Consider the following 22,537-nt stretch of genomic DNA (forward strand, 5'->3'; position numbering starts at 1 on the left):
CTGTACGCACGGGAGTCTAGGGCCTGCTAAAGACAGCGTAAGCAGCCCGTCACGGGCCGGGGGGTCCGACCCCGGGATTCGCGGGGGTGACCTCGGGGTGGGGTTTTCCTCAGTGCGTTCCGGCGGGGGACCTCATGGCGTGGCGCCCCGCCGCGCGGCACGCTGATCCGTATGACCGAAAGCCTCTCGTCCACGTTGCCCGCCGCGGGCCCCGGCGGCCCTGCCGCCCCCGGCGCCCCCGGCGGGCCGGACGGCGACCGCCCGCCGCCGGCCCGTCTCGCCTACGACCGGCACACCTGGAAGGAGACCGCCCATCTGCTGGCGAACCTTCCGGTGGCGCTGGTGGGGTTCGTCTACGTCATCACGGTGGTGACGCTGGGCGTCGGGCTGACGGTCACGGTGGTCGGGCTGCCGCTGCTGGCGGCCGGGCTGCTCGGCGCGCGGGTGCTGGGCCGGCTGGAGCGGGCGCGGGCCCGTGCGCTGCTCGGGGTGCGGGTGGACGAGCCGAGCCGGCTGCCGCGGCGGGGCGGCGGGTTCCTCGGCCGGCTGTGGTCGGCGCTGAAGGACCCGGTGGGCTGGCGCACGCTCCTGTACGGCTTCGTCCGCCTGCCCTGGGGTGTCGTCACCTTCGTCGTGACGCTGGTCTCGTTGCTCGTGCTCTGGCCGGTGCTGCCGTTCATCGTGCGGGGGCTGTCCCACGCCGACCGGGCGATGGTGCGGGGGCTGCTCTGCCCCTCGGACGAGCTGGAGCGGCGCATCGCCGAGCTGGAGTCGGACCGGGGTGTGGTGGTCGACACCGCCGCCGCCGACCTGCGGCGCATCGAGCGCGACCTGCACGACGGCGCGCAGGCCCGCCTGGTCAACCTGGCGATGGGGCTGGGCCTGGCCAAGGAGAAGCTGCTGGAGGGGCAGGCCGACGAGCAGGTCGCGGCGATGGTCGAGGAGGCGCACGGCGAGGTGAAGCTGGCCCTCCAGGAGCTGCGCGACCTGGCCCGCGGCATCCACCCGGCCGTCCTCACCGACCGCGGCCTGGACGCCGCCCTCTCCTCCGTCGCCTCCCGCTGCACCGTGCCCGTACGGGTCGACGTCGACCTCACCGAACGCCCCGCCCCCGCCATCGAGGGCATCGCCTACTTCACCGTCTCCGAACTCCTCCAGAACATCAGCAAGCACAGCCACGCCCGCTCCGCCGCCGTGGAGGTCTGGCGCACCGACGAGCGGCTGCTCATACAGGTGTGGGACGACGGGCGCGGGGGCGCGCGGCTGGACGGCGGTACGGGGATGAAGGGGCTGGCGGACCGGCTGGGCGCCGTGGACGGCCTGTTCGTCGTGGACTCGCCGGAGGGCGGCCCTACGACGGTCACGGCCGAGCTGCCGTGGCGCGACCGCGCGGAGCTGCCCGCCGCGCCGTAGCCGCGCCCCCTCCCGCGACGGGCCGGGGTGGGGAAAACCCCCGGTCGGAGAGACCGATGGGCTCCATGGCCCACGGGCCCGCGCCGGAGGAGCCTGGAACCACGACGACCCGACCCCGCGCGCGGCGCACGGGCCGACCGGCACGATCACCGCCCGCGCCACAGGCGCCACCCGCGGCGCCCGGCACTCCCCCGGACCCCGGACCCCCCGCGGGCCGAGCAGGACAACCAGAAGGACGAACACCGATGGCCATGGAGTACGGACAGGAGTACGGGCCGGAGTACGGCCGGGGGCACGGCCCGGCCCACGGACCGCGCGGCGTCTCCCGGCACCCGGCGGGCACGGGTGACCGCCGGCACCGCCTGCCGGCCGGCCTGCGGGCACCGTTCGAGGCGCGGAGCCTGGGCGAGTTCGCGTACGTGCTGCTGAGCCTGCCGCTCAGCGTGCTGGTCTTCACCTTCGCCGTCACGGCGGTCTCGCTGGGCGCCGGTCTGCTGGTGACCTTCCTCGGTGTCCCGGTGCTGGCGGCGGCGCTCGCCGGGTGCCGTGGCTTCGGCGCGCTGGAGCGGGCCCGGGCGCGCGGGCTGCTGGGGCTGGAGGTGGCCGCCCCCGAGCCGCTGCGGGCGAGGAAGCGGGGCGTCCTGGCGTGGACGGGCGCCGTCCTGAAGAGCGGCGCCTCGTGGCGGGCGCTGCTGTACGCGGTGCTGCACCTGCCCTGGGCGGTCTTCTCGTTCACCGTCGCCGTGGCCGTCTGGACCACGGGCTGGGCGATGCTGACGTACCCGCTGTGGTTCTGGGTCTTCCCGACGTACGCCGGGCAGGACGGGCTCCAGCTCTACGGCGACACCACGCACCGGATCTATCTGGACAACCCCTTCGAGATCACCGTGACGGCCCTGGTGGGGCTGCTGTTCGCGCTGGCCGCGCCGTGGATCGTGCGGGGCCTGACGACGGTGGACCGGCTGCTGGTGCACGGGCTGCTCGGGCCGTCGCGGCTGGTGACGCGGGTCGTGGAGCTGGAGTCGGACCGGGGGGTGGTGGTCGACACCGCCGCCGCCGACCTGCGGCGCATCGAGCGCGACCTGCACGACGGCGCGCAGGCCCGCCTGGTCGGTCTCGCCATGGACCTGGGGCTGGCCAAGGAGAAGCTGCGCGAGGACCCGAAGGCGGCGGCGCGCATGGTGGACGAGGCGCACGACGAGGTGAAGACGGTGCTCCAGGAGCTGCGCGACCTGGCCCGCGGCATCCACCCGGCCGTCCTCACCGACCGCGGCCTGGACGCCGCCCTCTCCTCCGTCGCCTCCCGCTGCACCGTGCCCGTACGGGTCGACGTCGACCTCACCGAACGCCCCGCCCCCGCCATCGAGGGCATCGCCTACTTCACCGTCTCCGAACTCCTCCAGAACATCAGCAAGCACAGCCACGCCCGCTCCGCCGCCGTGGAGGTCTGGCGGACGGAGAACCGGCTGATGCTCCAGGTCGCGGACGACGGGGTGGGCGGGGCCGACGCGGCGGCCGGTTCGGGGCTGGCGGGGCTGGCCGAACGGCTGGACGCGGTGGACGGCATCCTGGTGGTGGACTCCCCGGCAGGCGGCCCCACCCGGGTCACGGCGGAGCTGCCGTGGCGCTCGGACCGGCTGGGCTGACCGGGACCCGCCCCGCCCCGGACCCGGGAGATGGGATGCTGGAGCCGTCCGAGGGGCGGACGGCGTGAGCCGGCAGGGGCTGTGGGGGGCCGAACATCGTGGAGGACAGGGTGCGGGTGGTCATCGCCGAGGATTCAGTGCTGCTCAGGGAGGGCCTGACCCGGTTGCTGACCGACCGCGGGCACGAGGTGGTGGCGGGGGTGGGTGACGGTGAGGCGCTGATCAAGACCGTCACCGAGCTGGACGCCGAGGGCGCGCTGCCGGACGTCGTCGTGGCGGACGTGCGGATGCCGCCGACCCACACCGACGAAGGGGTGCGGGCGGCGGTGCGGCTGCGCAAGGCGCACCCGGAGATCGGGGTGCTGGTGCTGTCGCAGTACGTGGAGGAGCGGTACGCCACCGAGTTGCTCGCGGGTTCCAGCCGCGGGGTCGGCTATCTGCTGAAGGACCGGGTGGCGGAGGTCCGCGAGTTCGTGGACGCGGTGGTGCGGGTGGCCCAGGGCGGCACGGCGCTCGACCCCGAGGTGGTCGCGCAGCTGCTCGGGCGCAGCCGCAAGCAGGACGTGCTCGCCAAGCTGACCCCGCGCGAGCGGGAGGTCCTGGGGCTGATGGCGGAGGGCCGGACGAACTCGGCGATCGCCCGGCAGCTGGTGGTGAGCGACGGGGCCGTCGAGAAGCACGTCAGCAACATCTTCCTGAAGCTCGGGCTGTCCCAGAGCGACGGCGACCACCGCCGGGTGCTCGCGGTGCTCACGTACCTCAACTCCTGACCCTCCGGTCACCCGATCACCCGATCACCTGAACCTGATCACCTGAACCTGATCATCCGACCGACGCGCGGCGGGCAACGGGCAACGGGCAACGGGTGACAGAAAACCGCTGCTCACCGCTTCGGGCGTACCTTTTCGATCTTCAGGAGATCCCCTCTCGCTCCCCCCTCAATCGTTCATCCGAAAGAACGAAAATAGGGCGGGAAACCGAATGCCGGACAGACACGCCCTTTCCCGCATCGGGGAGGTCACCGGCTGTCTCGAAGTCGTGTCCATCATGCGAATGTCCACCGGAAGGCAACCCTCGCGGTCGTACTGTTGATCCTGGGATGGCCGGCGGACGGCCACTCCCCGGACAGCCGCCTCGAAGGAGGGCCACTTCAGTGACCAGCCAGGTCAGCAGCCCAGCGGAGCAGGCCGACGGAACGGTCGTGGGAGAGCAGCGCAAACCGGCGGGAACAAAGGACGTCCGTCGGCTGGACCGGGTGATCATCAGGTTCGCGGGCGACTCGGGTGACGGCATGCAGCTCACCGGGGACCGTTTCACCTCGGAGACCGCGTCCTTTGGAAATGATCTTTCTACGTTGCCGAACTTCCCGGCCGAGATCCGGGCGCCCGCGGGGACCCTGCCGGGTGTTTCCTCCTTCCAGTTGCATTTCGCCGACCACGACATCCTGACCCCGGGCGACGCGCCGAACGTGCTGGTCGCGATGAATCCGGCCGCCCTGAAGGCGAACATCGGGGACCTGCCGCGCGGCGCGGAGATCATCGTCAACACGGACGAGTTCACCAAGCGCGCGATGCAGAAGGTCGGTTATGAGAGCGACCCGCTCCAGGACGGTTCGCTGGACGGTTTCAGCCTTCATCCGGTGCCGCTGACCACGCTGACGGTCGAGGCGCTGAAGGACTTCTCCCTCAGCCGCAAGGAGGCCGAGCGCAGCAAGAACATGTTCGCGCTGGGCCTGCTGAGCTGGATGTACCACCGTCCCACCGAGGGCACGGAAAAGTTCCTGAAGGCGAAGTTCGCCAAGAAGCCGGACATCGCCGCGGCCAACATCGCGGCGTACCGCGCGGGGTGGAACTTCGGGGAGACCACCGAGGACTTCGCGGTCTCCTACGAGGTGGCCCCGGCGGCGACGGCCTTCCCGCCCGGCGTCTACCGCAACATCTCCGGGAACCTGGCCCTGGCGTACGGCCTGATCGCCGCATCCCGCCAGGCCGACCTGCCGCTGTTCCTGGGCTCGTACCCGATCACGCCGGCCTCGGACATCCTGCACGAGCTGAGCCGGCACAAGAACTTCGGGGTGCGCACCTTCCAGGCCGAGGACGAGATCGCGGGCATCGGCGCCGCGCTGGGCGCGGCCTTCGGCGGCAGCCTCGCCGTCACCACGACCTCCGGGCCCGGAGTCGCCCTCAAGAGCGAGACGATCGGCCTGGCCGTCTCCCTCGAACTGCCGCTGGTCGTCGTCGACATCCAGCGCGGCGGCCCGTCGACCGGGCTGCCGACCAAGACCGAGCAGGCGGACCTGCTCCAGGCGATGTACGGGCGCAACGGCGAGGCGCCGGTCCCGGTGGTGGCCCCCCGCACCCCGGCCGACTGCTTCCAGGCCGCCCTGGAGGCGGCCCGGATCGCGCTGGCCTACCGCACCCCGGTCTTCCTCCTCTCCGACGGCTACCTGGCCAACGGCAGCGAGCCCTGGCGCGTCCCCGAGCCGGACGAACTGCCGGATCTGACCGTGCGGTTCGCGCAGGGCCCGAACCACACCCTGGACGACGGCAGCGAGGTGTTCTGGCCGTACAAGCGCGACCCGCTCACCCTCGCCCGCCCCTGGGCCGTCCCGGGCACCCCCGGCCTGGAGCACCGCATCGGCGGCATCGAGAAGCAGGACGGCACCGGCAACATCTCCTACGACCCCGCCAACCACGACCTCATGGTCCGCACCCGGCAGGCCAAGGTCGACGGCATCGACGTCCCCGACATCGAGGCCGACGACCCGGACGGGGCGCGGACGCTGGTGCTGGGCTGGGGTTCGACGTACGGGCCGATCACCGCGGCGGTGCGCCGGCTGCGCGCGGCCGGGGAGTCGGTCGCCCAGGCCCATCTGCGCCACCTCAACCCGTTCCCGGCCAATCTCGGGACGGTCCTCAGGGGCTACGACAAGGTCGTGATCCCCGAGATGAACCTCGGCCAGCTCGCCACCCTCGTCCGGGCGAAGTACCTGGTCGACGCCCGCTCGTACAACCAGGTCAACGGCATGCCGTTCAAGGCGGAGCAGCTCGCCACCGCGCTGAAGGAGGCCATCGATGGCTGAGGCACTGAAACTGGTCCCCAAGGCCGAGGGCAAGCAGTCCATGAAGGACTTCAAGTCCGACCAGGAAGTGCGCTGGTGCCCGGGGTGCGGCGACTACGCGATCCTCGCCGCCGTACAGGGCTTCATGCCCGAGCTGGGGCTGGCGAAGGAAAACATCGTCTTCGTCTCCGGCATCGGCTGCTCCTCCCGTTTCCCGTACTACATGAACACCTACGGGATGCACTCCATCCACGGCCGCGCCCCGGCGATCGCCACCGGCCTCGCCGCGTCCCGCCGCGACCTGTCCGTGTGGGTGGTCACCGGCGACGGCGACGCGCTCTCCATCGGCGGCAACCACCTGATCCACGCCCTGCGCCGCAACGTCAACCTCAAGATCCTCCTGTTCAACAACCGGATCTACGGTCTGACCAAGGGCCAGTACTCCCCGACCTCCGAGGTCGGCAAGATCACCAAGTCGACGCCGATGGGCTCGCTGGACGCGCCGTTCAACCCGGTCTCCCTCGCGCTCGGCGCGGAGGCGTCGTTCGTCGCGCGGACCGTCGACTCCGACCGCAAGCACCTCACCGAGGTGCTGCGGCAGGCCGCCGACCACCCGGGCACGGCACTGATCGAGATCTATCAGAACTGCAACATCTTCAACGACGGCGCCTTCGAGGTGCTCAAGGACCGGGAGCAGGCCGAGGAGGCGGTGATCCGGCTGGAGCACGGCCGGCCGATCCGCTTCGGCGCCGGTGACGCGAAGGGTGTCGTACGCGACCCGGCCACGGGTGATCTGCAGGTCGTCACGGTCACCGCGGAGAACGAGGCGGACGTGCTGGTCCACGACGCCCGTGCCGCGTCCCCGACGACCGCCTTCGCGCTCAGCCGGCTCGCCGATCCGGACACCCTGCACCACACCCCGATCGGCGTCCTGCGCTCCGTGGCACGGCCGGTCTACGACGACCAGATGTCCGACCAGCTCGACGCCGCCGTCGAGCGGAACGGCAAGGGCGACCTCGCCGCGCTGCTGGCGGGCGGCGACACCTGGACGGTCGTCGGCTAGGGCCTGTCGGACGGGCCCCTTTCAGGGCCGTACGGCACACCTGCGGGGCCCGGGGCGCGGTCAGCCCCGGGCCTCGTCGTACGCCTCGCGGGCCCGCGTGACCCGGTCCATGCGCTCCTCGGACCACTGGGCCAGCCCCCGCACCCGCTCGGCGGCCTCCCGGCCGAGGTCGGTCAGGGAGTAGTCCACGCGCGGCGGGATCACCGGCTTGGCGTCCCGGTGCACCAGGCCGTCGCGTTCCAGCGTCTGGAGGGTCTGGGTCAGCATCTTCTCGCTGGCCGTGCGGCCGTGCCGGGCGACGGCCCGGCGCAGCTCCCCGAAGCGGTACGGCCGCTCCAGCAGCTCCATCAGCACCAGGACGCCCCAGCGGCTGGTCACATGCTCCAGGACGAGCCGGTACGGACAGGCCGCCTCCCTGCTCGTCGTCTCCCCACCTTTACTTACCTTCATGGCTGTACCTTACTTCAAAGTGGGTACTGTCATTTAGTTAGCGCCCTCTCTACGGTGAGTACCAGAAGACGTCATCGCCGCAACGAGGAGTCACCGATCATGAGCATCGTCGTCACCGGAGCCACCGGACACCTGGGCCGCCTGGTGGTGGAGCAGCTGCTGGAGAAGGTCCCGGCCGGGGAGATCACCGCCGTGGTGCGCGACAAGGACCGCGCCGCCGGCTTCGCCGAGCGCGGCGTGCGGATCGCCGTGGCCGACTACAACGCCCCCGAGACCTTCGACGGCCTCTTCGCGGCGGGCGACAAGGTGCTGCTGATCTCCGGCAACGAGGTCGCGAACGACCGCCCCCGCCAGCACAAGACCGTCATCGACGCCGCCGCGGCGGCCGGCGTCGCCCTGCTCGCGTACACCAGCGCCCCCAGCTCCCTGAAGGCCCGGCTCGCCGACGACCACCGGGCCACCGAGCGGACCCTGCTCGACTCCGGGCTGCCGTGGGTGATCCTGGGCAACGGCTGGTACCACGAGAACCACACCGGCAACATCCCCGCCTACCTGGAGCAGGGCGCCATCCTCCAGGCGGCCGGCGAGGGCCGCATCTCCTCCGCCGCGCGCGCCGACTACGCGGCCGCCGCCGTCGCCGTACTGACCGGCGAGGGCCACGAGAACAAGCGGTACGAGCTGGGCGGCGACCAGGCGTGGAGCTTCGCCGAGTTCGCGGCCGAGCTGAGCCGGCGCACGGGCCGGGAGGTCGCCGTCCGCTCCGTCTCCGTCGAGGAGTACGCCCGCGCCCTGGTCGCCACCGGGCTGCCCGAGCCGGTGGCCGCGGTGCTGGCCGACTCGGACGCCTCCATCGAGAAGGGCGAACTGGTCGTCACCAGCGGCGACCTGGCCCGGCTCATCGGCCGCCCGACCACCCCGGTCACCGAGGCGATCGAGGCCGCCCTGGCCGGCTGAGCGGCCGGCTCCCTCCCGCGCGCCCGGCCCGTCATGACCGTATGCCGATACGGGCATGACAGGCACGGGCGCGCGGCGCTACGGTCGTCCGGCCGACCAGTGTGCGAGAAGGGGGTCCCCGTGACCGGGACGTCGAAGGGCGAACAGCGCATAGGACTGCTGAACGGTTTCGCGGCCTACGGGATGTGGGGCCTCGTCCCGCTGTTCTGGCCGCTGCTCAAGCCCGCCGGGGCCGGTGAGATCCTCGCCCACCGCATGGTCTGGTCCCTCGCCTTCGTCGGCGTCGCGCTGCTCTTCGTACGGCGCTGGGCCTGGGCGGGCGAGCTGCTGCGGCAGCCGCGCAAGCTCGGCCTGGTCACGATCGCCGCGGCCGTCATCACCGTCAACTGGGGCGTCTACATCTGGGCCGTCAACAGCGGCCACGTCGTCGAGGCGTCCCTCGGCTACTTCATCAACCCGCTGGTCACCATCGCCCTCGGCGTGCTGCTGCTGAAGGAACGGCTGCGGCCCGCGCAGTGGGCGGCGGTCGCGACCGGCTTCGCGGCCGTCGTCGTCCTCACCGTCGGCTACGGCCGGCCGCCGTGGATCTCCCTCTGCCTCGCCTTCTCCTTCGCCACGTACGGCCTGGTGAAGAAGAAGGTCAACCTCGGCGGCGTCGAGTCGCTGGCCGCCGAGACCGCCGTGCAGTTCCTGCCCGCGCTCGGGTACCTGCTCTGGCTGGGCGCGCACGGCGGGGCGACGTTCACCGCCGAGGGCCCCGGTCACGCGGTGCTGCTCGCCGCGACCGGCCTGGTCACCGCGCTGCCGCTGGTCTGCTTCGGCGCCGCCGCGATCCGCGTGCCGCTCTCCACGCTGGGACTGCTCCAGTACCTGGCGCCGGTCTTCCAGTTCCTGCTCGGCATCCTCTACTTCGGTGAGGAGATGCCGCCCGAGCGCTGGGCCGGCTTCGCGCTGGTCTGGGTGGCGCTGGTGCTGCTCACCTGGAACGCGCTGCGCACCGCCCGCCGCAACGCGCGGGCGGTGCGGGACGCGGCGCGGGGCGGGGTCAGGGAGGAGGTCCCGGCCGTGCCGCCGGCCGCGGCGGTACGGCCCGGCGCGGAGTGATCCGGCGATTCCGTTGCCGTGCGCCCGCGCGACCCGTTTGAGTGATGCCATGACGCATCCCTCCGCTGACGCCGCGGCCTCCGCTCCCGCCCCCGTGCACTTCAAGCTCGTCGTCGACGCCGCCGACCCGCACGCCCAGGCCGACTTCTGGGCCGCCGCCCTCGGCTACCTGGTCGAGGACAACAGCGCGCTCGTCGGGAAGCTGCTGGCCGCCGGGGCCGTCGGCGCGGAGCTGACCGTGGAGTCGCACGGCCGCCGCGCCTTCCGTGACCTGATCGCCGTCCGCCATCCCGACGACCCCTTCGACGCGGAGAGCGGCAGCGGACTGGGGCGCCGGCTGCTGTTCCAGCGGGTGCCGGAGGCCAAGACCGGCAAGAACCGCCTCCACCTCGACCTCCATCCGGGCCCCGGGCGGCGGGAGGCGGAGGTGGCCCGGCTGGAACGGCTCGGCGCCCGCGTCCTGCGCCAGGTCAGCGAGCCGGGCGGCACCTGGACCGTGCTGTCCGACCCGGAGGGCAACGAGTTCTGCGTGCAGTGACCGCGTTCCGCGGGGGATGGCCGCGCCTCACGCCTCCAGGGCGCGGGCCCGCTCGGTGAGGCGGCCCATGCGGGCGCGGACGGACTCCAGGCCGGCCATGTCGTCGGCGGCCGGGCCCTCCTCGGCGGCGAGCGCGGTCCACAGGTCGATCAGTTCGTGCCCCAGTTCCAGACCCCGCGCGGGTTCGCGGACGGCACGCCAGGCGGTGGCGGCGCTCCGCACGGTGCCGTACGCGGTCTCCGCGTCACCCGCGCGGTGGTGGGCGCGGGCCACGTCCAGCGCGGTGCGCAGCGCGCGCTCCGGGTCGCCGGACAGGTAGGCGATGTACGCGCTCAGCTCGCGCAGCCGCAGCACCTCGGGGTGATCGGCCCCCAGGGTGCCGGTCGCCTCCGCCACGGTCCGCTCGGCGAGCCGGGTGGCGTCCTCCGTCCGCCCCTCCCGGACGGCCTCGTTGACCCGGGCCGTGGGCCCGGCGAGGAGGGCGGGGACGGTGCTGTCGCCGGGCGCGGTGATCGGCCCGTCCCCCAGCACGGCCTCGGCGACGGCGTCGAACCCGCGGGCCGGGGCCGGCTGGGTGTCGGCCCGGAGCCCGGCCTCGGTCTCGGGGTCGAAGAGGGGCCGGGGGGCGTCCTCCGGTGCCGGTGCCGGTGCCATCCGCGGGGGCGGGCCGAACTCCCCGGTCGGCGGCCGGACCGTGCCGGGGGCGGGGCCGAAGACGCCGGGCCGGTCCTGCGGCGGGCTGGGCGGCCGGAAGGCCGGGGACGGGTCGCCGGCCGGAGTCCCCGGTGCCGCCGGGGCCGGGCGCGGCGGCTCGGCGGGCGGCACGCGCGCCGGGTCCCCGGCCGGGTCCGGGGCGGTCCGGGCCGCCGGCTCCCCCGTGAGGTGGCTGGAGCCGTCCGGGTCGACCCGGAGGGGAACGACGTACCCGATGCGTTCGTCGTCGACGGTGGCGAAGACCGGGCGGCCGGTGGCGCGGGCGATGCCCTGGAGCCGGTTCAGCACGGTCTGCTGGATCTCCTCGCCGGGGACCGCGGCGACGGGCACGCCGCCGATCGTGCCGCCGCCGGCGCCCGGCACCCGCACGTCGATCGGCGCCGCGGGAGCCGCCGGCCGTCCGGCGCGCTGGTGGTCCCGCTTCTTGTCGCGGCTGAGTCGTGCCATCGTCCCCTCACTCGTGGGCGCGTGTCGCGGGCGGTGGTGCGGAGGTGGTCCGCCCGGGCCGTCCGGAGCCGTTCGAACACCTACTGTTTCGAACACCTGCTGTCGAGTCTCTCCGCTCGCTCCCGGTTCTCACGTCACCGCGCTGTCACAGGCTCGTTCCAGGGGGTGGGACCCGGGACGCCGAGGCGGTCCGGGCCATGGGGCAGGGCGTGACGAGGGAGGTGCACGGGCATGCGCACCAGCATGCATCAGGGACCGGAGATCTGGCTCCGCGGGCCGGTGTCCGCATCCGGCGCGACGGCCGGTGCCCCGCCCGGCGTCTCCTGGGTCGGCACCCACGGCGGCGCGGGCGTCACCACCCTCGCCGAGGTCTACGGCGGTCAGGACTGCGGACGTGACTGGCCCGGCCCCGCCGGCCCGGCCCGGGTGGCGCTGGTCGCCCGGACCCACGCGGCGGGGCTGGCGGCGGCCGGCCGCGCGCTGGACGCCTTCCGGCACGGGGAGGCACCGCCGGGCCTCGGCCTCGACTCCGTCGTCCTGGTGGCGGACGCGCCCGGACGGCTGCCCCGGCCCCTGGCCCGGCAGGTGCGGCTGCTGGAGGCCGCCGTCGCCGTGCACCGGGTGCCCTGGGTGGCCGCCTGGCGGCTGGGCGACCTCGACGGCCCGCCGCCGCGCGGCACCGGGGCACTGGCCCGGCTGGCGGGAGCGGACCGCTGACCGCCACCGGGGAGCGGCCCGCCGCCCGGCCGGCCCGGCATCCGTGGGCCGGCCGGGCCGCGCCGTCCGCCGTGGAGACCGCGGCGGCGGTCCGCTCGGGACGGCTGCGGGCGGTGGACGCGGTGGCCGCGGCGCTCGCCCGGATCAAGGCGGCCGACGCCTCGCTCGGCGCCTTCCTGGAGGTCTGGGAGGAGGACGCCGCGCGCCGGGCGGCCGAAGTCGACGCGAGGGTCGCGGCGGGCGCGGGCGGCCGGCTGCCGCTGGCGGGCGTGCCGCTCGCCGTGAAGGGCCGGTCCGGGCTCCGTGCGGCGGCCCCGCTGCTGGCGGCGGGGTGCGTCGCCGTGGGGGCGACGGCCGTGCCGGGTCCCGGCACCGGCTGGCAGACCTGGGGACGCGGCGCCCACGGCCGTACGGTCAACCCGTGGCGGGCCGACCGTACGCCGGGCGGTTCCTCGGCCGGGGCGGCGGCGGCCGTCGCGACCGGGCTGGTGGCTCTCGCGACCGGCGCCGACGGTGCCGGGTCGGTCCGTGTCCCGGCCGCGTGGTGCGGGGTGCTCGGGCTGAAGCTGACCACCGGCGCGGGCCGTACCGACCGTGCGCGGCTGACGGCGCCCGGGGTCCTCGCCCGGACGGCGGCGGACGCGGCGGCGTACCGGCGGGCCATGGCCCCGGACGGTCCGGGACCGGTTCCGGCGCTGCCCGTGCCCGCCGTCTGGTCCGCCGACCTGGGTTTCGCCGCGCCCGACGACGAGCCGGTCGCCCTGGCCCGGACGGCGGTGGAGGGCCTGGTCGCGGCGGGTGCGGTACGGCTGGTCCGCCCCCCGCGCCCGCTGCGGCTGCTCGACCCGGGACCGGCCTGGCTGGCGCTGCGCTCCCCGGACGCCGACCACGGCCCCGCCCGCCGGACGCGTGCCGAGAACGACCGGCGGCTGGCGGAGCTGTTCGCCACCGCCCCGCTGCTGCTGACACCGACCGCACCGACCGCGCCGCACGGCCACGAGGGTCCCGGCGACCGCTACTCGACGGCGCTGACCTGGGCGTTCAACCTCAGCGGGCATCCAGCGCTGAGCCTGCCGGCGGGCTTCGGCGCCGACGGCTGCCCGGCCGGCCTCCAGCTCGTCGCGCCGCACGGCGGGGAGGGGCTGCTGCTGGCCGTGGCGGAGGCGGCGGCCGGCGGGGGCGGCGGCTAGGCGGTGATGTCCTTCGCCGTGAACCGGGCCCAGGCCGCCGAGCCGAACACGGCCGCGTACAGCGCCTGGAGGCCGAGGTTCCGCAGCAGGTCGTCCCAGTAGACCGGCTCGCGCAGCAGGTCGGCGAAGGACAGCCAGTAGTGGGAGAAGAAGTACGGCTGCAGGGCGTGCAGCTGCGGGATCTGGTCGAGGATCTGGACGGTGATCAGCAGCCCGACGGTCGTCGCCATCGCCGCGATGCCGCTGCCGGTCAGGGTCGACACGAACAGGCCGAGCGCCGCCACGCCGACCAGCGAGGCGGCGACGACCAGGGCGATCAGCAGCGCCCGGAGCAGGCCCTCGGCGAAACCGATCCGGGTGCCGGAGATGGTCGTCAGGTCCCCGAGCGGGAACAGCAGCGCCCCGGTCGCGAGCGCCGAGACGGCCACGACCAGGGTGGCGGCCAGGCAGAAGACGAGCACGGTCGCGTACTTGGTGAGCAGCAGCCGGGTCCGGCCCGCCGGGGCGACCAGCAGGTAACGCAGGGTGCCGGCGCTCGCCTCGCCCGCGATCGCGTCCCCGGCGACCACCCCGATCGCCATCGGCAGGAAGAACGGCAGGGTCGCGGCGAACGCGGTGAAGACCAGGAAGAGTCCGTTGTCGGTGATCTGGGAGATGAACGCCGGTCCCCCGCCGCCCCCGCCGCCCGCCGGGTCGCCGCCGCCCGTCTCGATCCTGACCGCGACGCCGACCAGGACGGGCACGGCGGCCAGCACCGCCAGCAGGGCGAGGGTGCGCCAGCGCCGGAAGGTGGTCAGCAGCTCGTTGCGGAGCAGCCCCAGGCTCCACAGGGCGCGCGGGGCGCGTGCCGCCGCGCCGGTGGCCGCGTACGTCTCAGCCCGCGACATCGAAGCCCTCCCCGGTCAGCGCCACGAACGCGTCCTCCAGCGAGCCGCGCTCCAGGCCGAAGCCGCGCACCCGGACACCGGCCGTTACCAGCGCGGCGTTCACCTCGGCCGGGTCCTGGTCCGGCGGTTCCGCCGTCACCCGGTCCCCGGCGATCACGAGGTCGGTGGCCCCCCGCTCCTTCAGCACCCGGGCCGCGTCCGCCGGGTCGGGCGTGGTCACCACCAGCCGGCCGCGCGCCCCCGCCGCCAGCTCGGCGACCGGGCCCTGGGTGACCAGCCGGCCCCGGGTCATGACGGCGACGTGCGTGCAGACCTGCTCGATCTCGTCCAGCAGGTGGGAGGAGAGGAAGACGGTGGTGCCGTCCGAGGCCAGTTCCCGCACGAGGGCACGGATCTCCCGCATGCCCTGCGGGTCGAGTCCGTTGGTCGGCTCGTCCAGGACCAGCAGGCGGCGCGGCTGGAGCAGGGCGGCGGCGAGGCCGAGCCGCTGGCGCATGCCCAGCGAGTACGCCTTCGCCTTCTTCCCGGCGGCGGCCGTCAGGCCCACCCGGTCGAGCGCCGCCGCGACCCGGCCGGGCCGGGTGCGCGGGTCGGCGGTCGGGTCGGCGGCGTCGTAGCGCAGCAGGTTGTCGCGGCCGGAGAGGAAGCCGTACAGGGCCGGGCCCTCGATGAGGGCGCCGACCTGGGGCAGTACGGCGCGGGCGGCGCGCGGCACGGGCCGGCCGAGGACCCGGGCGGTGCCCGAGGTGGGTTCGATCAGGCCCATCAGCATGCGGATGGTGGTGGTCTTGCCGGAACCGTTGGGGCCGAGGAAGCCGAAGACGCTGCCGGCCGGGACGGTCAGGTCCAGGCCGTCGACGGCGAGCTGCCCGCCGCGGTAGCGCTTGGTGAGCCCGCGGGTGGCGATGACGGCGTGCGTCGGCTCCTCGTCGTCGGCCGCCCCGGTCACTGGCTCCTCCACTTCGTCCGCCGGCTCCCTCACTTCGTCCGCCGCTGCACGGGGCCCGGCACCGGGGCCGGCCCTCACTTACCGGCGTCGGCCGCCTCGACCAGCGCGTCCTTGGTGACCGCGCCCACGTAGACCGTGCCGTCGTCGGTGATCAGGGCGTTGACCAGGCGGGTGCTGAAGACCGTGCCCGTGCCGAAGGAGCCCTTGACCTGGTCGCCGAGGGAGTTCAGGAAGCCGTCGAAGGCGCCGCCCGCGTCGGCGGTGGGCAGGCCCTCGGTGCCGGTGTCGAAGGTGGCGATCGCGTTCCAGCCCTCGCCGATGACCTCGGCACCGTCGAGACCCTTCCCGCCGACGAGACCCTTCCCGCCGTCGAGGGCCTTCTCCGTCGCGCGGGGCGCGGCGGCGGTGCCGTCGGTGTCACCGGTGCCGGTCTCGTCGCCCTCGGTGACCTTGGCGCCCTTCGGCGGGGTGAAGTCGAACGTCGACGCGTCCGGCTTCGCGAAGCTGACCTGGGTGAATCCGGCGTCCACGACCGCGGCGCCGCCGGCGGCCGGGCTGAGCGTGAACTTCAGCGGCGTACCGGTCTTCGCGTCCACGGCGATCGTGATCGAACCGACCGTGGAGTCCTTCTGCTTCGGCTCCACGACCAGGCGGTACGCGTCCCGGCCGGCCACCTGCGCGGTGCCGTCGACGGTCACGGACGTGGTGGCGTCGACCGCCTTCAGGGCCTCCTGGGCCAGCTCCTTCGGGGTGGCGGGCAGCTCACCGCGCCGCCCGCCGGCCGCGTCGCCGGAACCGCCGGCCGCGGGGACCGTGGAGTGGTAGACCTCGTTGGAGGCGCTGTCGTAGCCCCAGACGTCGGTGCCGTCGTGGATCAGGCTGTACTCGGCGGCGTCCTGGAGCAGCGACACCTTCTGCCGGTCGGGGCCGTCCGCCGCGACGCGCAGGGTGTGGGTGCCGGAGGCCAGCTCGGTGAGGTGCGCGGTCGGGTCCGCGGCGGAGCCGCCGTCGCCGTCCGCCGCGGAGGGCGAGGCGGCACCGGACATCAGGCCGCTCTCCAGGCCGCCGAGGTCCGGCAGCCCGAGGTCGGTGCTGATCTTCACGGTGCCGGACAGGCGCTGCGTGTCCGACGCGGCGATCTTCTCCACCAGCCGCTGCGCCGATATCGCGGGCAGGTCGGGGTCGCCGGAGTCGGCCAGCGCGGGGACCAGTCCGATCGTCGCCGCGGCGACGCCCATCACCGTGACCGGGACGACGTACCGCGCGGCCCTGCGCCGCCCCGCCCCGCGCTCCTCGGTCTCTCCGCCGGTCGTGCTGCCGGTCGTGCTGCCGTCGGAACCGTACGGTGCCATGTGCCCTACCTCCGTCGTCGGCGGCGGCCGGTCGCGACCTCGCGCCGGTCCCACCGGTCCACCCCGAAGTCCGCCCTGAGCCGCCATTCTCACCCGAATCGGTGAGGAATGGTGTTTTCCGTGAGGACCATCTGACCAAACCGGCCACCGGAAAGCGTCAGACCGCAGGCCCAACTCCGTGTACTGCTGCGGTATGACACCCGGGGACGGCTCCGCCGCCGTCCCGTAGGGGACGGGCCTCAGCCGGCCCGGTGCACCACCGCGTCGCACAGCTCGACCAGCGCGGTCTTCGCGTCGCACTCCCGCAGCGGGGCCAGGGCGGCGCGGGCGTCCTCCGCGTACCGGACGGTGTCCCGCCGCGCCTGCTCCAGGGCGGGGTGGGCGCGCAGCAGGCGCAGCGCCTCGGAGTGCCGGTCGTCGTCGGTGAGGTCGGAGGCGAGCAGTTCGCACAGGGCGAGGTCATCGGCCAGGCCGAGCCGGGCCGCGCGCTCGCGCAGCCGCAGGACGGGCAGGGTGGCGATGCCCTCGCGCAGGTCGGTGCCGGGCGTCTTGCCGGACTCGGTGGAGTCGGAGGCGATGTCCAGGACGTCGTCCGCGAGCTGGAAGGCGACGCCGAGCCGCTCGCCGTACTGGGTGAGGACGTCCACCACGGTCTCGTCGGCGCCGGACATCATCGCGCCGAACCGGCACGAGACCGCCACCAGCGAGCCGGTCTTGCCGCCCAGCACGTCCAGGTAGTGGTCGACCGGGTCCCGGCCGTCCTGCGGTCCCGCGGTCTCCAGGATCTGGCCGGTGACCAGCCGCTCGAAGGCCAGGGCCTGCACCCGGACCGCCTCGGGGCCGAGGTCGGCGAGGATCTGCGAGGCCCGGGCGAAGAGGAAGTCGCCGGTCAGGACCGCGACCGAGTTGTCCCAGCGGGTGTTCGCGCTGGGCACCCCGCGCCGCACGGCGGCCTCGTCCATCACGTCGTCGTGGTACAGCGTGGCGAGGTGCGTCAGCTCCACGACGACGGCCGAGGGCACCACGCCGGGGGCGTAGGGGTCGCCGAACTGGGCCGCGAGCATCACCAGCAGCGGCCGGAACCGCTTGCCGCCGGCCTTCACCAGGTGCTGGGCGGCCTCCGTGATGAAGGGCACCTCGCTCTTGGTTGCCTCGAGCAGCCCTTCCTCGACTGCCGCCATTCCGGCCTGGACATCGGCTTCCAGAGCCTGGTCCCGCACGCTCAGCCCGAACGGCCCGACGACGGTCACGAGGGGTCTCCTGTCTGCTGGTGTCTACTCGCGGTTACACGGCTGGTCGATAAGTCGCTGCCCTCACTCAAGTCAGCGTATCCGGTCACGTTTCGATCACCGATAGCGCCCACCGTTACAGGCCGGTCGGTATCGGATCATGAGCTGTATGTTTTTGATCAGGTGATATGAGCGGACAAGGATCGACATCGAGGGGCGGCGCCGACGTGGACACCGCCGGACCGCCGGGGGCGCCGGCGTGCGGGGCCCACCGAAGATCCCACCACTCCTCCCAACGCCGTGCGACCCGGGAACGTCACCCATTCGCCCCGCCGGCCCCCGCTCCCGCCTCACCCCGGCCCCGGTGAGCGGGGCACCCCCGCTCCGCCATCACTGGCCCGTAAAACCCCAGTTGACGTCATTGCCCGATTTGCGCCACTTGTCGACGCCCGTGAGTTGACTCACGTCCCGGCCGGTCCGCGCGTCGGCGCCCCGAGGCCGCCATCCCCTTGCCGCGCAAGCGAGTTGACTCTTGGCAGTCGCAAAGGATCAAGCACCCCAAATGCCTCAGACCAAGGTCAACAGGCACGTTAGGTGAAACCCGCACTTGTTCCGGACATGTGCTGTCGCATACGTTCCCGGCCTGTCGAGCGGACGCCGAATCCTGCCACCGCCCGGCACCCATCCGACTCAACACATTCACGGCAGGAGCGGGGGACCCAGGTAAGTCGCCGCGCCGGTCCTCGGACCGGAGCGGCTCGGGGTGAAGCCGCGCCGTACAGGGCGCGGCCGGGCACCTCCCCGCCCGAACCCGACAGCTCACCCCGCAGGCGTCAGGAGAGGGATTCACCATGCCTGCCAACAGCCTTCGGCGGATCACCGGGACCAACCGTCTCGCCCGCAAGCTCGCCGTCCTCGGCGCCGGCGCCGCCGTGCTCGCCCTGCCGGTCATGGGCGCCACCAGCGCGTCCGCCGCCGACTCGACGACGGCGACCACCACGGCCGCCCTGACCGCGGCCAACGGCTACAGCAACAACCTGGACGGCTGGATCCGCCAGTCGCTCGACATCATGGCCGAGAAGGGCATTCCGGGCACCTACAACGGCATCTACCGCAACATCATGCGGGAGTCGTCCGGCAACCAGTTCGCCATCAACAACTGGGACATCAACGCCGTCAACGGCACCCCGTCCAAGGGCCTGCTCCAGGTGATCCAGCCGACCTTCGACGCCTACCACGTCGAGGGCACCTCCTGGGACCTGTACGACCCGGTCGCCAACATCACCGCCGCCTGCAACTACGCGGCCGACCGGTACGGCTCCATGGACAACGTCTACAGCGCGTACTGAGCCCCGCGGCTCAGCTGAACAGTCGTTCGAGGACGACGGCCACGCCGTCGTCCTCGTTCGACGCGGTGACCTCGTCGGCCACCGCCCTCAGCTCCGGATGGGCGCCGGCCATGGCGACGCCGTGGGCCGCCCACAGGAACATCGGGATGTCGTTCGGCATGTCCCCGAAGGCGATCGTCCGCCGCGGGCTCAGCCCCAGGTGCTCGGCCGCCAGCGCCAGCCCGGTCGCCTTGGTGACCCCGCACGGCTGCAGCTCGACCGTCCCCGGCCCCGACATGGTGACCGTCGCCAGCGAACCGACCACCGCGCGCGCCGCGTCCGCCAGCTCGTCGTCGCCCAGCCACGGGTGGCGCAGCAGCACCTTGCTGATGGGCGCCGCCCACAGGTCGTCGCGCCGGTCCACCCGCTCGGCGGGCAGCGTCGGGTGCGGCATCAGGTAGCCCGGCTCGATGAGGGTGAGCCCGTCCACGCCGTCCTGGTCGACGGCGGCGTACACCTCGCCCACCTCGGCCTCGATCTTGCCGAGCGCGGTCTCGGCCAGCTCCCGGTCCAGGGTGACCGACCACAGCAGCCGGTCCGCGCCGGCGTCGTACACCTGCGCGCCCTGGCCGCACACGGCGAGCCCCCCGCCGCCGAGGTCGCCGAGGAGCGGGCGCACTCTCGGCGCCGGCCGACCCGTCACCACCAGGTGGTGCGCGCCGGCCCCGGCCACCCGCGCGAGCGCGGCGAGCGAGCGCTCGGAGACGGTGTCGTCGCCGCGGAGCAGCGTTCCGTCCAGATCGGTGGCGACGAGTGCGTATGCGGTGGGGTCCATGATCAGAGAATACGGACACGGCGGGCGTCCGACTCACCTCCGTCACACCCCGGTTCACACACCCGTCTGTCCGAAACCGCACGCAACACCGGCTAAAGGCGGTTCAAGAGCTGTGCACCGGTTGGCAGCAACATGCTCTGCTCTCTACCCTCCGCGCGGGCCCAGGGGTACCTTCCTTCTGTCCAGGGGGACTTGATCGGGGGGTCGGGTTGAGCAGTGGACGCGTTCGTGTGCTGAGGCCGGGGGAACTGGGCGCGGAGGAACGGGAGCACTGGCGTGAGCTGCGCGCCAAGTCGCACGCCCCGCGCAACCCCTTCATGGAACCGGAGTTCACCGAAGCGGTGGGCGCGGTCCGTCCCGGAGCGCGGGTGGCCGTGCTCCACGAGGGCGGCGAGAGAGCCGGTTTCCTGCCGTACGAGCGCGGGCCGCTGGGGCAGGGCCGGGCCATCGGTCTCGGGGTGTCGGACCGCCAGGGGGCGGTGCTGCGCCAGGGCGCGCTGCCCGACCCGCGCCGGCTGCTGCGCGCCTGTTCCCTGTCGAGCTTCGCCTTCGACAACCTGGAGGCCGGCCAAGGGCTGTTCACGCCGTACGCCGCCGAGGTGCACGCCTCCCACGTCATCGACGTCGCCGACGGCTACCCGGCGTACGAGGAGGCGCTGCGCGTCCGGTCCCCGAAGTTCCTGAGGACCACCCTCGCCAAGGAGCGGCGGCTGGGCCGGCAGGCCGGGGAGGTGCGGTTCGTGTTCGACGAACGCGAACCGGCCGCGCTGCGCACGCTCATGGCGTGGAAGTCGGCGCAGTACCGCAGGACGGGGCGGCGCGACCGGTTCGCCCAGCGGTGGATCACCGGGCTGGTCGGCCGGCTCGCCGTCACCCGGACCCCGGAGTGCACCGGCACCCTGTCCGTCCTCTACGCCGGTTCCCGCCCGGTCGCCGCCCACTTCGGGCTGCGTTCGTCGACGGTCCTGGCCTGCTGGTTCCCGGCGTACGACGTGGCGGCGGCGAAGTACTCGCCGGGCCTGGTGCTGCACCTGCGGATGGCGGAGGCCGCCGCCGCGGCGGGCATCGGGCTGCTCGACCTGGGACGGGGCGCGGCCGAGTACAAGGACTCGCTGAAGACGGGTGAACTGCCCGTGTACGAGGGTGCCGTGACGTGTTGGGGGGCGGGCGCCGCGCTGTACCGGCTCGGCCGTGAGCCCGCGCGCCGGGCGCACGCCTTCGTGCGCGACCGGCCGCGGCTCGCCTCGGCGGCGGCGCGGACGCTGAAGGGCGCGGCACGGCTGCGCCGGGGGTGAGGCCGGCGGTTCTTCGAGAGCGGAGGGGGTGGGGCGCATGGCCGGGACGGCACGCGCGCGGCAGGAGACGGAGCGGGAGATAGCGGATTTCCTGAGCATCGGACCGATGCAGGTGGCCGAGCTGGATCTCGGGGCGGCGCGGGACGGCGGGGCGACGCTCCGGCCGGGGCCGGGGAGCCCCCCGGTGACCGCGGGCGAGGTCTTCGTCCTGGTCCGGCGGGCGGGGCGGCCGGTCGGCACGCTGACCGGACGGGTGCCGGAGGGCGCCGACCCGGTGGCGGTGCTGACGGAACTCGCCGGGGAGCCGGGGACGGAGGCGGTGCCCGGTCCGGTGCCGGCCGCCGCTCCCCCGTCCGCCAGCGTCGTCGTCGCCACCCGGGAACGCGTCGGCCGACTGGCCCGCGCCCTCGACTCGCTGCTCGCCCAGGACCACCCCGACTTCGAGGTGGTGGTCGTGGACAACGCGCCGGTGACCGGCGCGACCCGGGAGTTGATCGAACGCGAGTACGGGGAGCGGGTGCGGTACGTCCGTGAGCCGGTGCCGGGTCTCGCCGTCGCGCACAACCGGGGGCTCGGCGTCGTACGCGGTGAGGTCACCGCCTTCACCGACGACGACGTGGTCGCCGACCCGCGCTGGCTGGCCGAGCTGACCACGCCGTTCGCCGCCGACCCGGGGCTCGGCTGCGCCACCGGCCTGATCCTGCCCGCGCGGCTGCGCACCCCCGCCCAGGTCCTGCTGGAGAGCCACGGCGGCTTCGCCAAGGGCTTCACGGCCCGGACCTACGACCCCGCCGACCCGCCCGCCGACGAACCGCTGTTCCCCTTCACCGCCGGACGCTTCGGCTCCGGCGCCGGCATGGCCTTCCGTACGGCGGTGCTGCGCGAGGTCGGCGGCTTCGACCCGGCCACCGGCGCGGGCACCCCCGCACGGGGCGGCGACGACCTCTACGGCTTCGTCCGCGTCCTCGCCCACGGCCACCGGCTGCACTACACGCCCTCGGCCCTCGTCTGGCACCACCACCGGGAGACCTGGCGGGACCTGGAGACGCAGGCGTTCGGCTACGGCGCCGGCCTCACCGCGTACCTGACGGCGGTCCTCGTCAACCGCCCGGCCCTGCTGCCCGCCTTCCTCGCCCGGCTGCCGGGCGGCCTGGCCCGCGCCCGCGCGCTGACGGCCGTACGGGCGGGGCGGGGAGCGGCGCGGGTACCGGGCGGGCACGACGCCCGCACCCACCCCTGGCCACGCCGGCTCTCCCGGCTCCAGCGCCGGGGCATGCTCTACGGTCCCCTCGGCTATCTGCGGGCCCGCCGCGCGCTGCGGACGGCCGGACGGGAGGACGAGCGGTGAGCGCCGGTGACAGCGGT

The 22,537-nt window shown here is 73.9% G+C and carries 20 protein-coding genes and 1 riboswitch; of the genes, 13 read left to right on the forward strand and 7 right to left on the reverse strand.

Annotated features, from left to right (window positions below; genetic code table 11):
* Positions 1-171: 171 nt before the first annotated feature.
* The 5 genes from Sdagh_RS16540 (at position 172) to Sdagh_RS16560 (ending at position 7,183) form a co-directional block, all read left to right on the forward strand.
* Positions 172-1,413, forward strand: a complete 1,242-nt coding sequence (locus Sdagh_RS16540) for a sensor histidine kinase (RefSeq protein WP_226535197.1) — start codon at positions 172-174, stop codon at positions 1,411-1,413.
* A gap of 245 nt (positions 1,414-1,658) precedes the next feature.
* Complete coding sequence (locus Sdagh_RS16545) at positions 1,659-3,059, forward strand: sensor histidine kinase (protein WP_226535199.1); 1,401 nt, start codon at positions 1,659-1,661, stop codon at positions 3,057-3,059.
* 110 nt (positions 3,060-3,169) lie between these two features.
* Positions 3,170-3,829, forward strand: coding sequence for a response regulator transcription factor (locus Sdagh_RS16550; protein ID WP_306888841.1), 660 nt, complete (start codon positions 3,170-3,172; stop codon positions 3,827-3,829).
* A 383-nt stretch (positions 3,830-4,212) separates the two neighbouring features.
* Entirely contained in the window at positions 4,213-6,141 is a 1,929-nt protein-coding gene (locus tag Sdagh_RS16555) for a 2-oxoacid:acceptor oxidoreductase subunit alpha (RefSeq protein ID WP_190077938.1), read from the forward strand.
* Complete coding sequence (locus Sdagh_RS16560; protein ID WP_189423182.1) at positions 6,134-7,183, forward strand: 2-oxoacid:ferredoxin oxidoreductase subunit beta; 1,050 nt, start codon at positions 6,134-6,136, stop codon at positions 7,181-7,183. The genes Sdagh_RS16555 and Sdagh_RS16560 overlap by 8 nt, the downstream gene beginning before the upstream one ends.
* A gap of 60 nt (positions 7,184-7,243) precedes the next feature.
* Here the strand turns inward: Sdagh_RS16560 and Sdagh_RS16565 are convergent, their stop codons facing one another.
* The gene (locus Sdagh_RS16565; RefSeq protein WP_190077937.1) at positions 7,244-7,633 is read right to left on the reverse strand and encodes a winged helix-turn-helix transcriptional regulator; all 390 of its coding nucleotides are present in this window, start codon (positions 7,631-7,633) and stop codon (positions 7,244-7,246) included.
* A gap of 99 nt (positions 7,634-7,732) precedes the next feature.
* On the opposite strand from Sdagh_RS16565, the gene Sdagh_RS16570 reads away from it, so the two are divergent.
* The 3 genes from Sdagh_RS16570 (at position 7,733) to Sdagh_RS16580 (ending at position 10,229) form a co-directional block, all read left to right on the forward strand.
* Positions 7,733-8,587 carry an SDR family oxidoreductase gene (locus tag Sdagh_RS16570; protein ID WP_189423179.1) on the forward strand — a complete coding sequence of 285 codons (855 nt, stop codon included), beginning with the start codon at positions 7,733-7,735 and terminating at the stop codon, positions 8,585-8,587.
* Positions 8,588-8,707: 120 nt separating this feature from the next.
* Positions 8,708-9,691 carry an EamA family transporter RarD gene (gene rarD, locus Sdagh_RS16575; RefSeq protein WP_190011378.1) on the forward strand — a complete coding sequence of 328 codons (984 nt, stop codon included), beginning with the start codon at positions 8,708-8,710 and terminating at the stop codon, positions 9,689-9,691.
* 49 nt (positions 9,692-9,740) lie between these two features.
* Positions 9,741-10,229 carry a VOC family protein gene (locus Sdagh_RS16580; protein ID WP_189423177.1) on the forward strand — a complete coding sequence of 163 codons (489 nt, stop codon included), beginning with the start codon at positions 9,741-9,743 and terminating at the stop codon, positions 10,227-10,229.
* 27 nt (positions 10,230-10,256) lie between these two features.
* Here Sdagh_RS16580 and Sdagh_RS16585 read toward each other — a convergent pair whose 3' ends face one another.
* The gene (locus Sdagh_RS16585; protein WP_190077936.1) at positions 10,257-11,390 is read right to left on the reverse strand and encodes a tetratricopeptide repeat protein; all 1,134 of its coding nucleotides are present in this window, start codon (positions 11,388-11,390) and stop codon (positions 10,257-10,259) included.
* 231 nt (positions 11,391-11,621) lie between these two features.
* Here Sdagh_RS16585 and Sdagh_RS16590 point away from each other — a divergent pair, with 231 nt between their 5' ends.
* Positions 11,622-12,107 carry a DUF6668 family protein gene (locus tag Sdagh_RS16590; protein WP_190077935.1) on the forward strand — a complete coding sequence of 162 codons (486 nt, stop codon included), beginning with the start codon at positions 11,622-11,624 and terminating at the stop codon, positions 12,105-12,107.
* Positions 12,108-12,178: 71 nt separating this feature from the next.
* Positions 12,179-13,297, forward strand: coding sequence for an amidase family protein (locus Sdagh_RS16595; protein WP_189423174.1), 1,119 nt, complete (start codon positions 12,179-12,181; stop codon positions 13,295-13,297).
* Here Sdagh_RS16595 and Sdagh_RS16600 read toward each other — a convergent pair.
* The 4 genes from Sdagh_RS16600 to Sdagh_RS16615 form a co-directional block, all read right to left on the reverse strand.
* Positions 13,294-14,184: an ABC transporter permease gene (locus Sdagh_RS16600; protein WP_189423173.1), complete on the reverse strand. Its 891-nt coding sequence runs from the start codon at positions 14,182-14,184 to the stop codon at positions 13,294-13,296. The genes Sdagh_RS16595 and Sdagh_RS16600 overlap by 4 nt on opposite strands.
* Entirely contained in the window at positions 14,171-15,145 is a 975-nt protein-coding gene (locus Sdagh_RS16605; RefSeq protein WP_189423172.1) for an ABC transporter ATP-binding protein, read from the reverse strand. The genes Sdagh_RS16600 and Sdagh_RS16605 overlap by 14 nt, the downstream gene beginning before the upstream one ends.
* Positions 15,146-15,207: 62 nt before the next feature.
* Positions 15,208-16,485 carry a LolA family protein gene (locus tag Sdagh_RS16610; protein ID WP_190077934.1) on the reverse strand — a complete coding sequence of 426 codons (1,278 nt, stop codon included), beginning with the start codon at positions 16,483-16,485 and terminating at the stop codon, positions 15,208-15,210.
* Between the two features lie 239 nt (positions 16,486-16,724).
* The gene (locus Sdagh_RS16615) at positions 16,725-17,735 is read right to left on the reverse strand and encodes a polyprenyl synthetase family protein (protein ID WP_189423169.1); all 1,011 of its coding nucleotides are present in this window, start codon (positions 17,733-17,735) and stop codon (positions 16,725-16,727) included.
* Between the two features lie 663 nt (positions 17,736-18,398).
* A riboswitch (cyclic di-AMP (ydaO/yuaA leader) is annotated at positions 18,399-18,561 on the forward strand.
* A gap of 4 nt (positions 18,562-18,565) precedes the next feature.
* Here Sdagh_RS16615 and Sdagh_RS16620 point away from each other — a divergent pair.
* On the forward strand, positions 18,566-19,063 hold the full coding sequence (locus Sdagh_RS16620) for a transglycosylase SLT domain-containing protein (protein ID WP_189423167.1): 498 nt from the start codon (positions 18,566-18,568) through the stop codon (positions 19,061-19,063).
* Positions 19,064-19,073: 10 nt separating this feature from the next.
* Here Sdagh_RS16620 and Sdagh_RS16625 read toward each other — a convergent pair whose 3' ends face one another.
* Positions 19,074-19,877, reverse strand: coding sequence for an HAD family hydrolase (locus Sdagh_RS16625; RefSeq protein WP_189423165.1), 804 nt, complete (start codon positions 19,875-19,877; stop codon positions 19,074-19,076).
* A gap of 230 nt (positions 19,878-20,107) precedes the next feature.
* Between Sdagh_RS16625 and Sdagh_RS16630 the strand changes: the two genes are divergently transcribed.
* Both Sdagh_RS16630 and Sdagh_RS16635 read left to right on the forward strand, forming a co-directional pair.
* Complete coding sequence (locus tag Sdagh_RS16630) at positions 20,108-21,172, forward strand: GNAT family N-acetyltransferase (protein ID WP_190077933.1); 1,065 nt, start codon at positions 20,108-20,110, stop codon at positions 21,170-21,172.
* Positions 21,173-21,209: 37 nt separating this feature from the next.
* Entirely contained in the window at positions 21,210-22,520 is a 1,311-nt protein-coding gene (locus Sdagh_RS16635; RefSeq protein ID WP_190077932.1) for a glycosyltransferase family 2 protein, read from the forward strand.
* Positions 22,521-22,537: the final 17 nt, after the last annotated feature.

The sequence above is a fragment of the Streptomyces daghestanicus genome (assembly GCF_020521275.1).
Classification (GTDB): domain Bacteria; phylum Actinomycetota; class Actinomycetes; order Streptomycetales; family Streptomycetaceae; genus Streptomyces; species Streptomyces griseoviridis.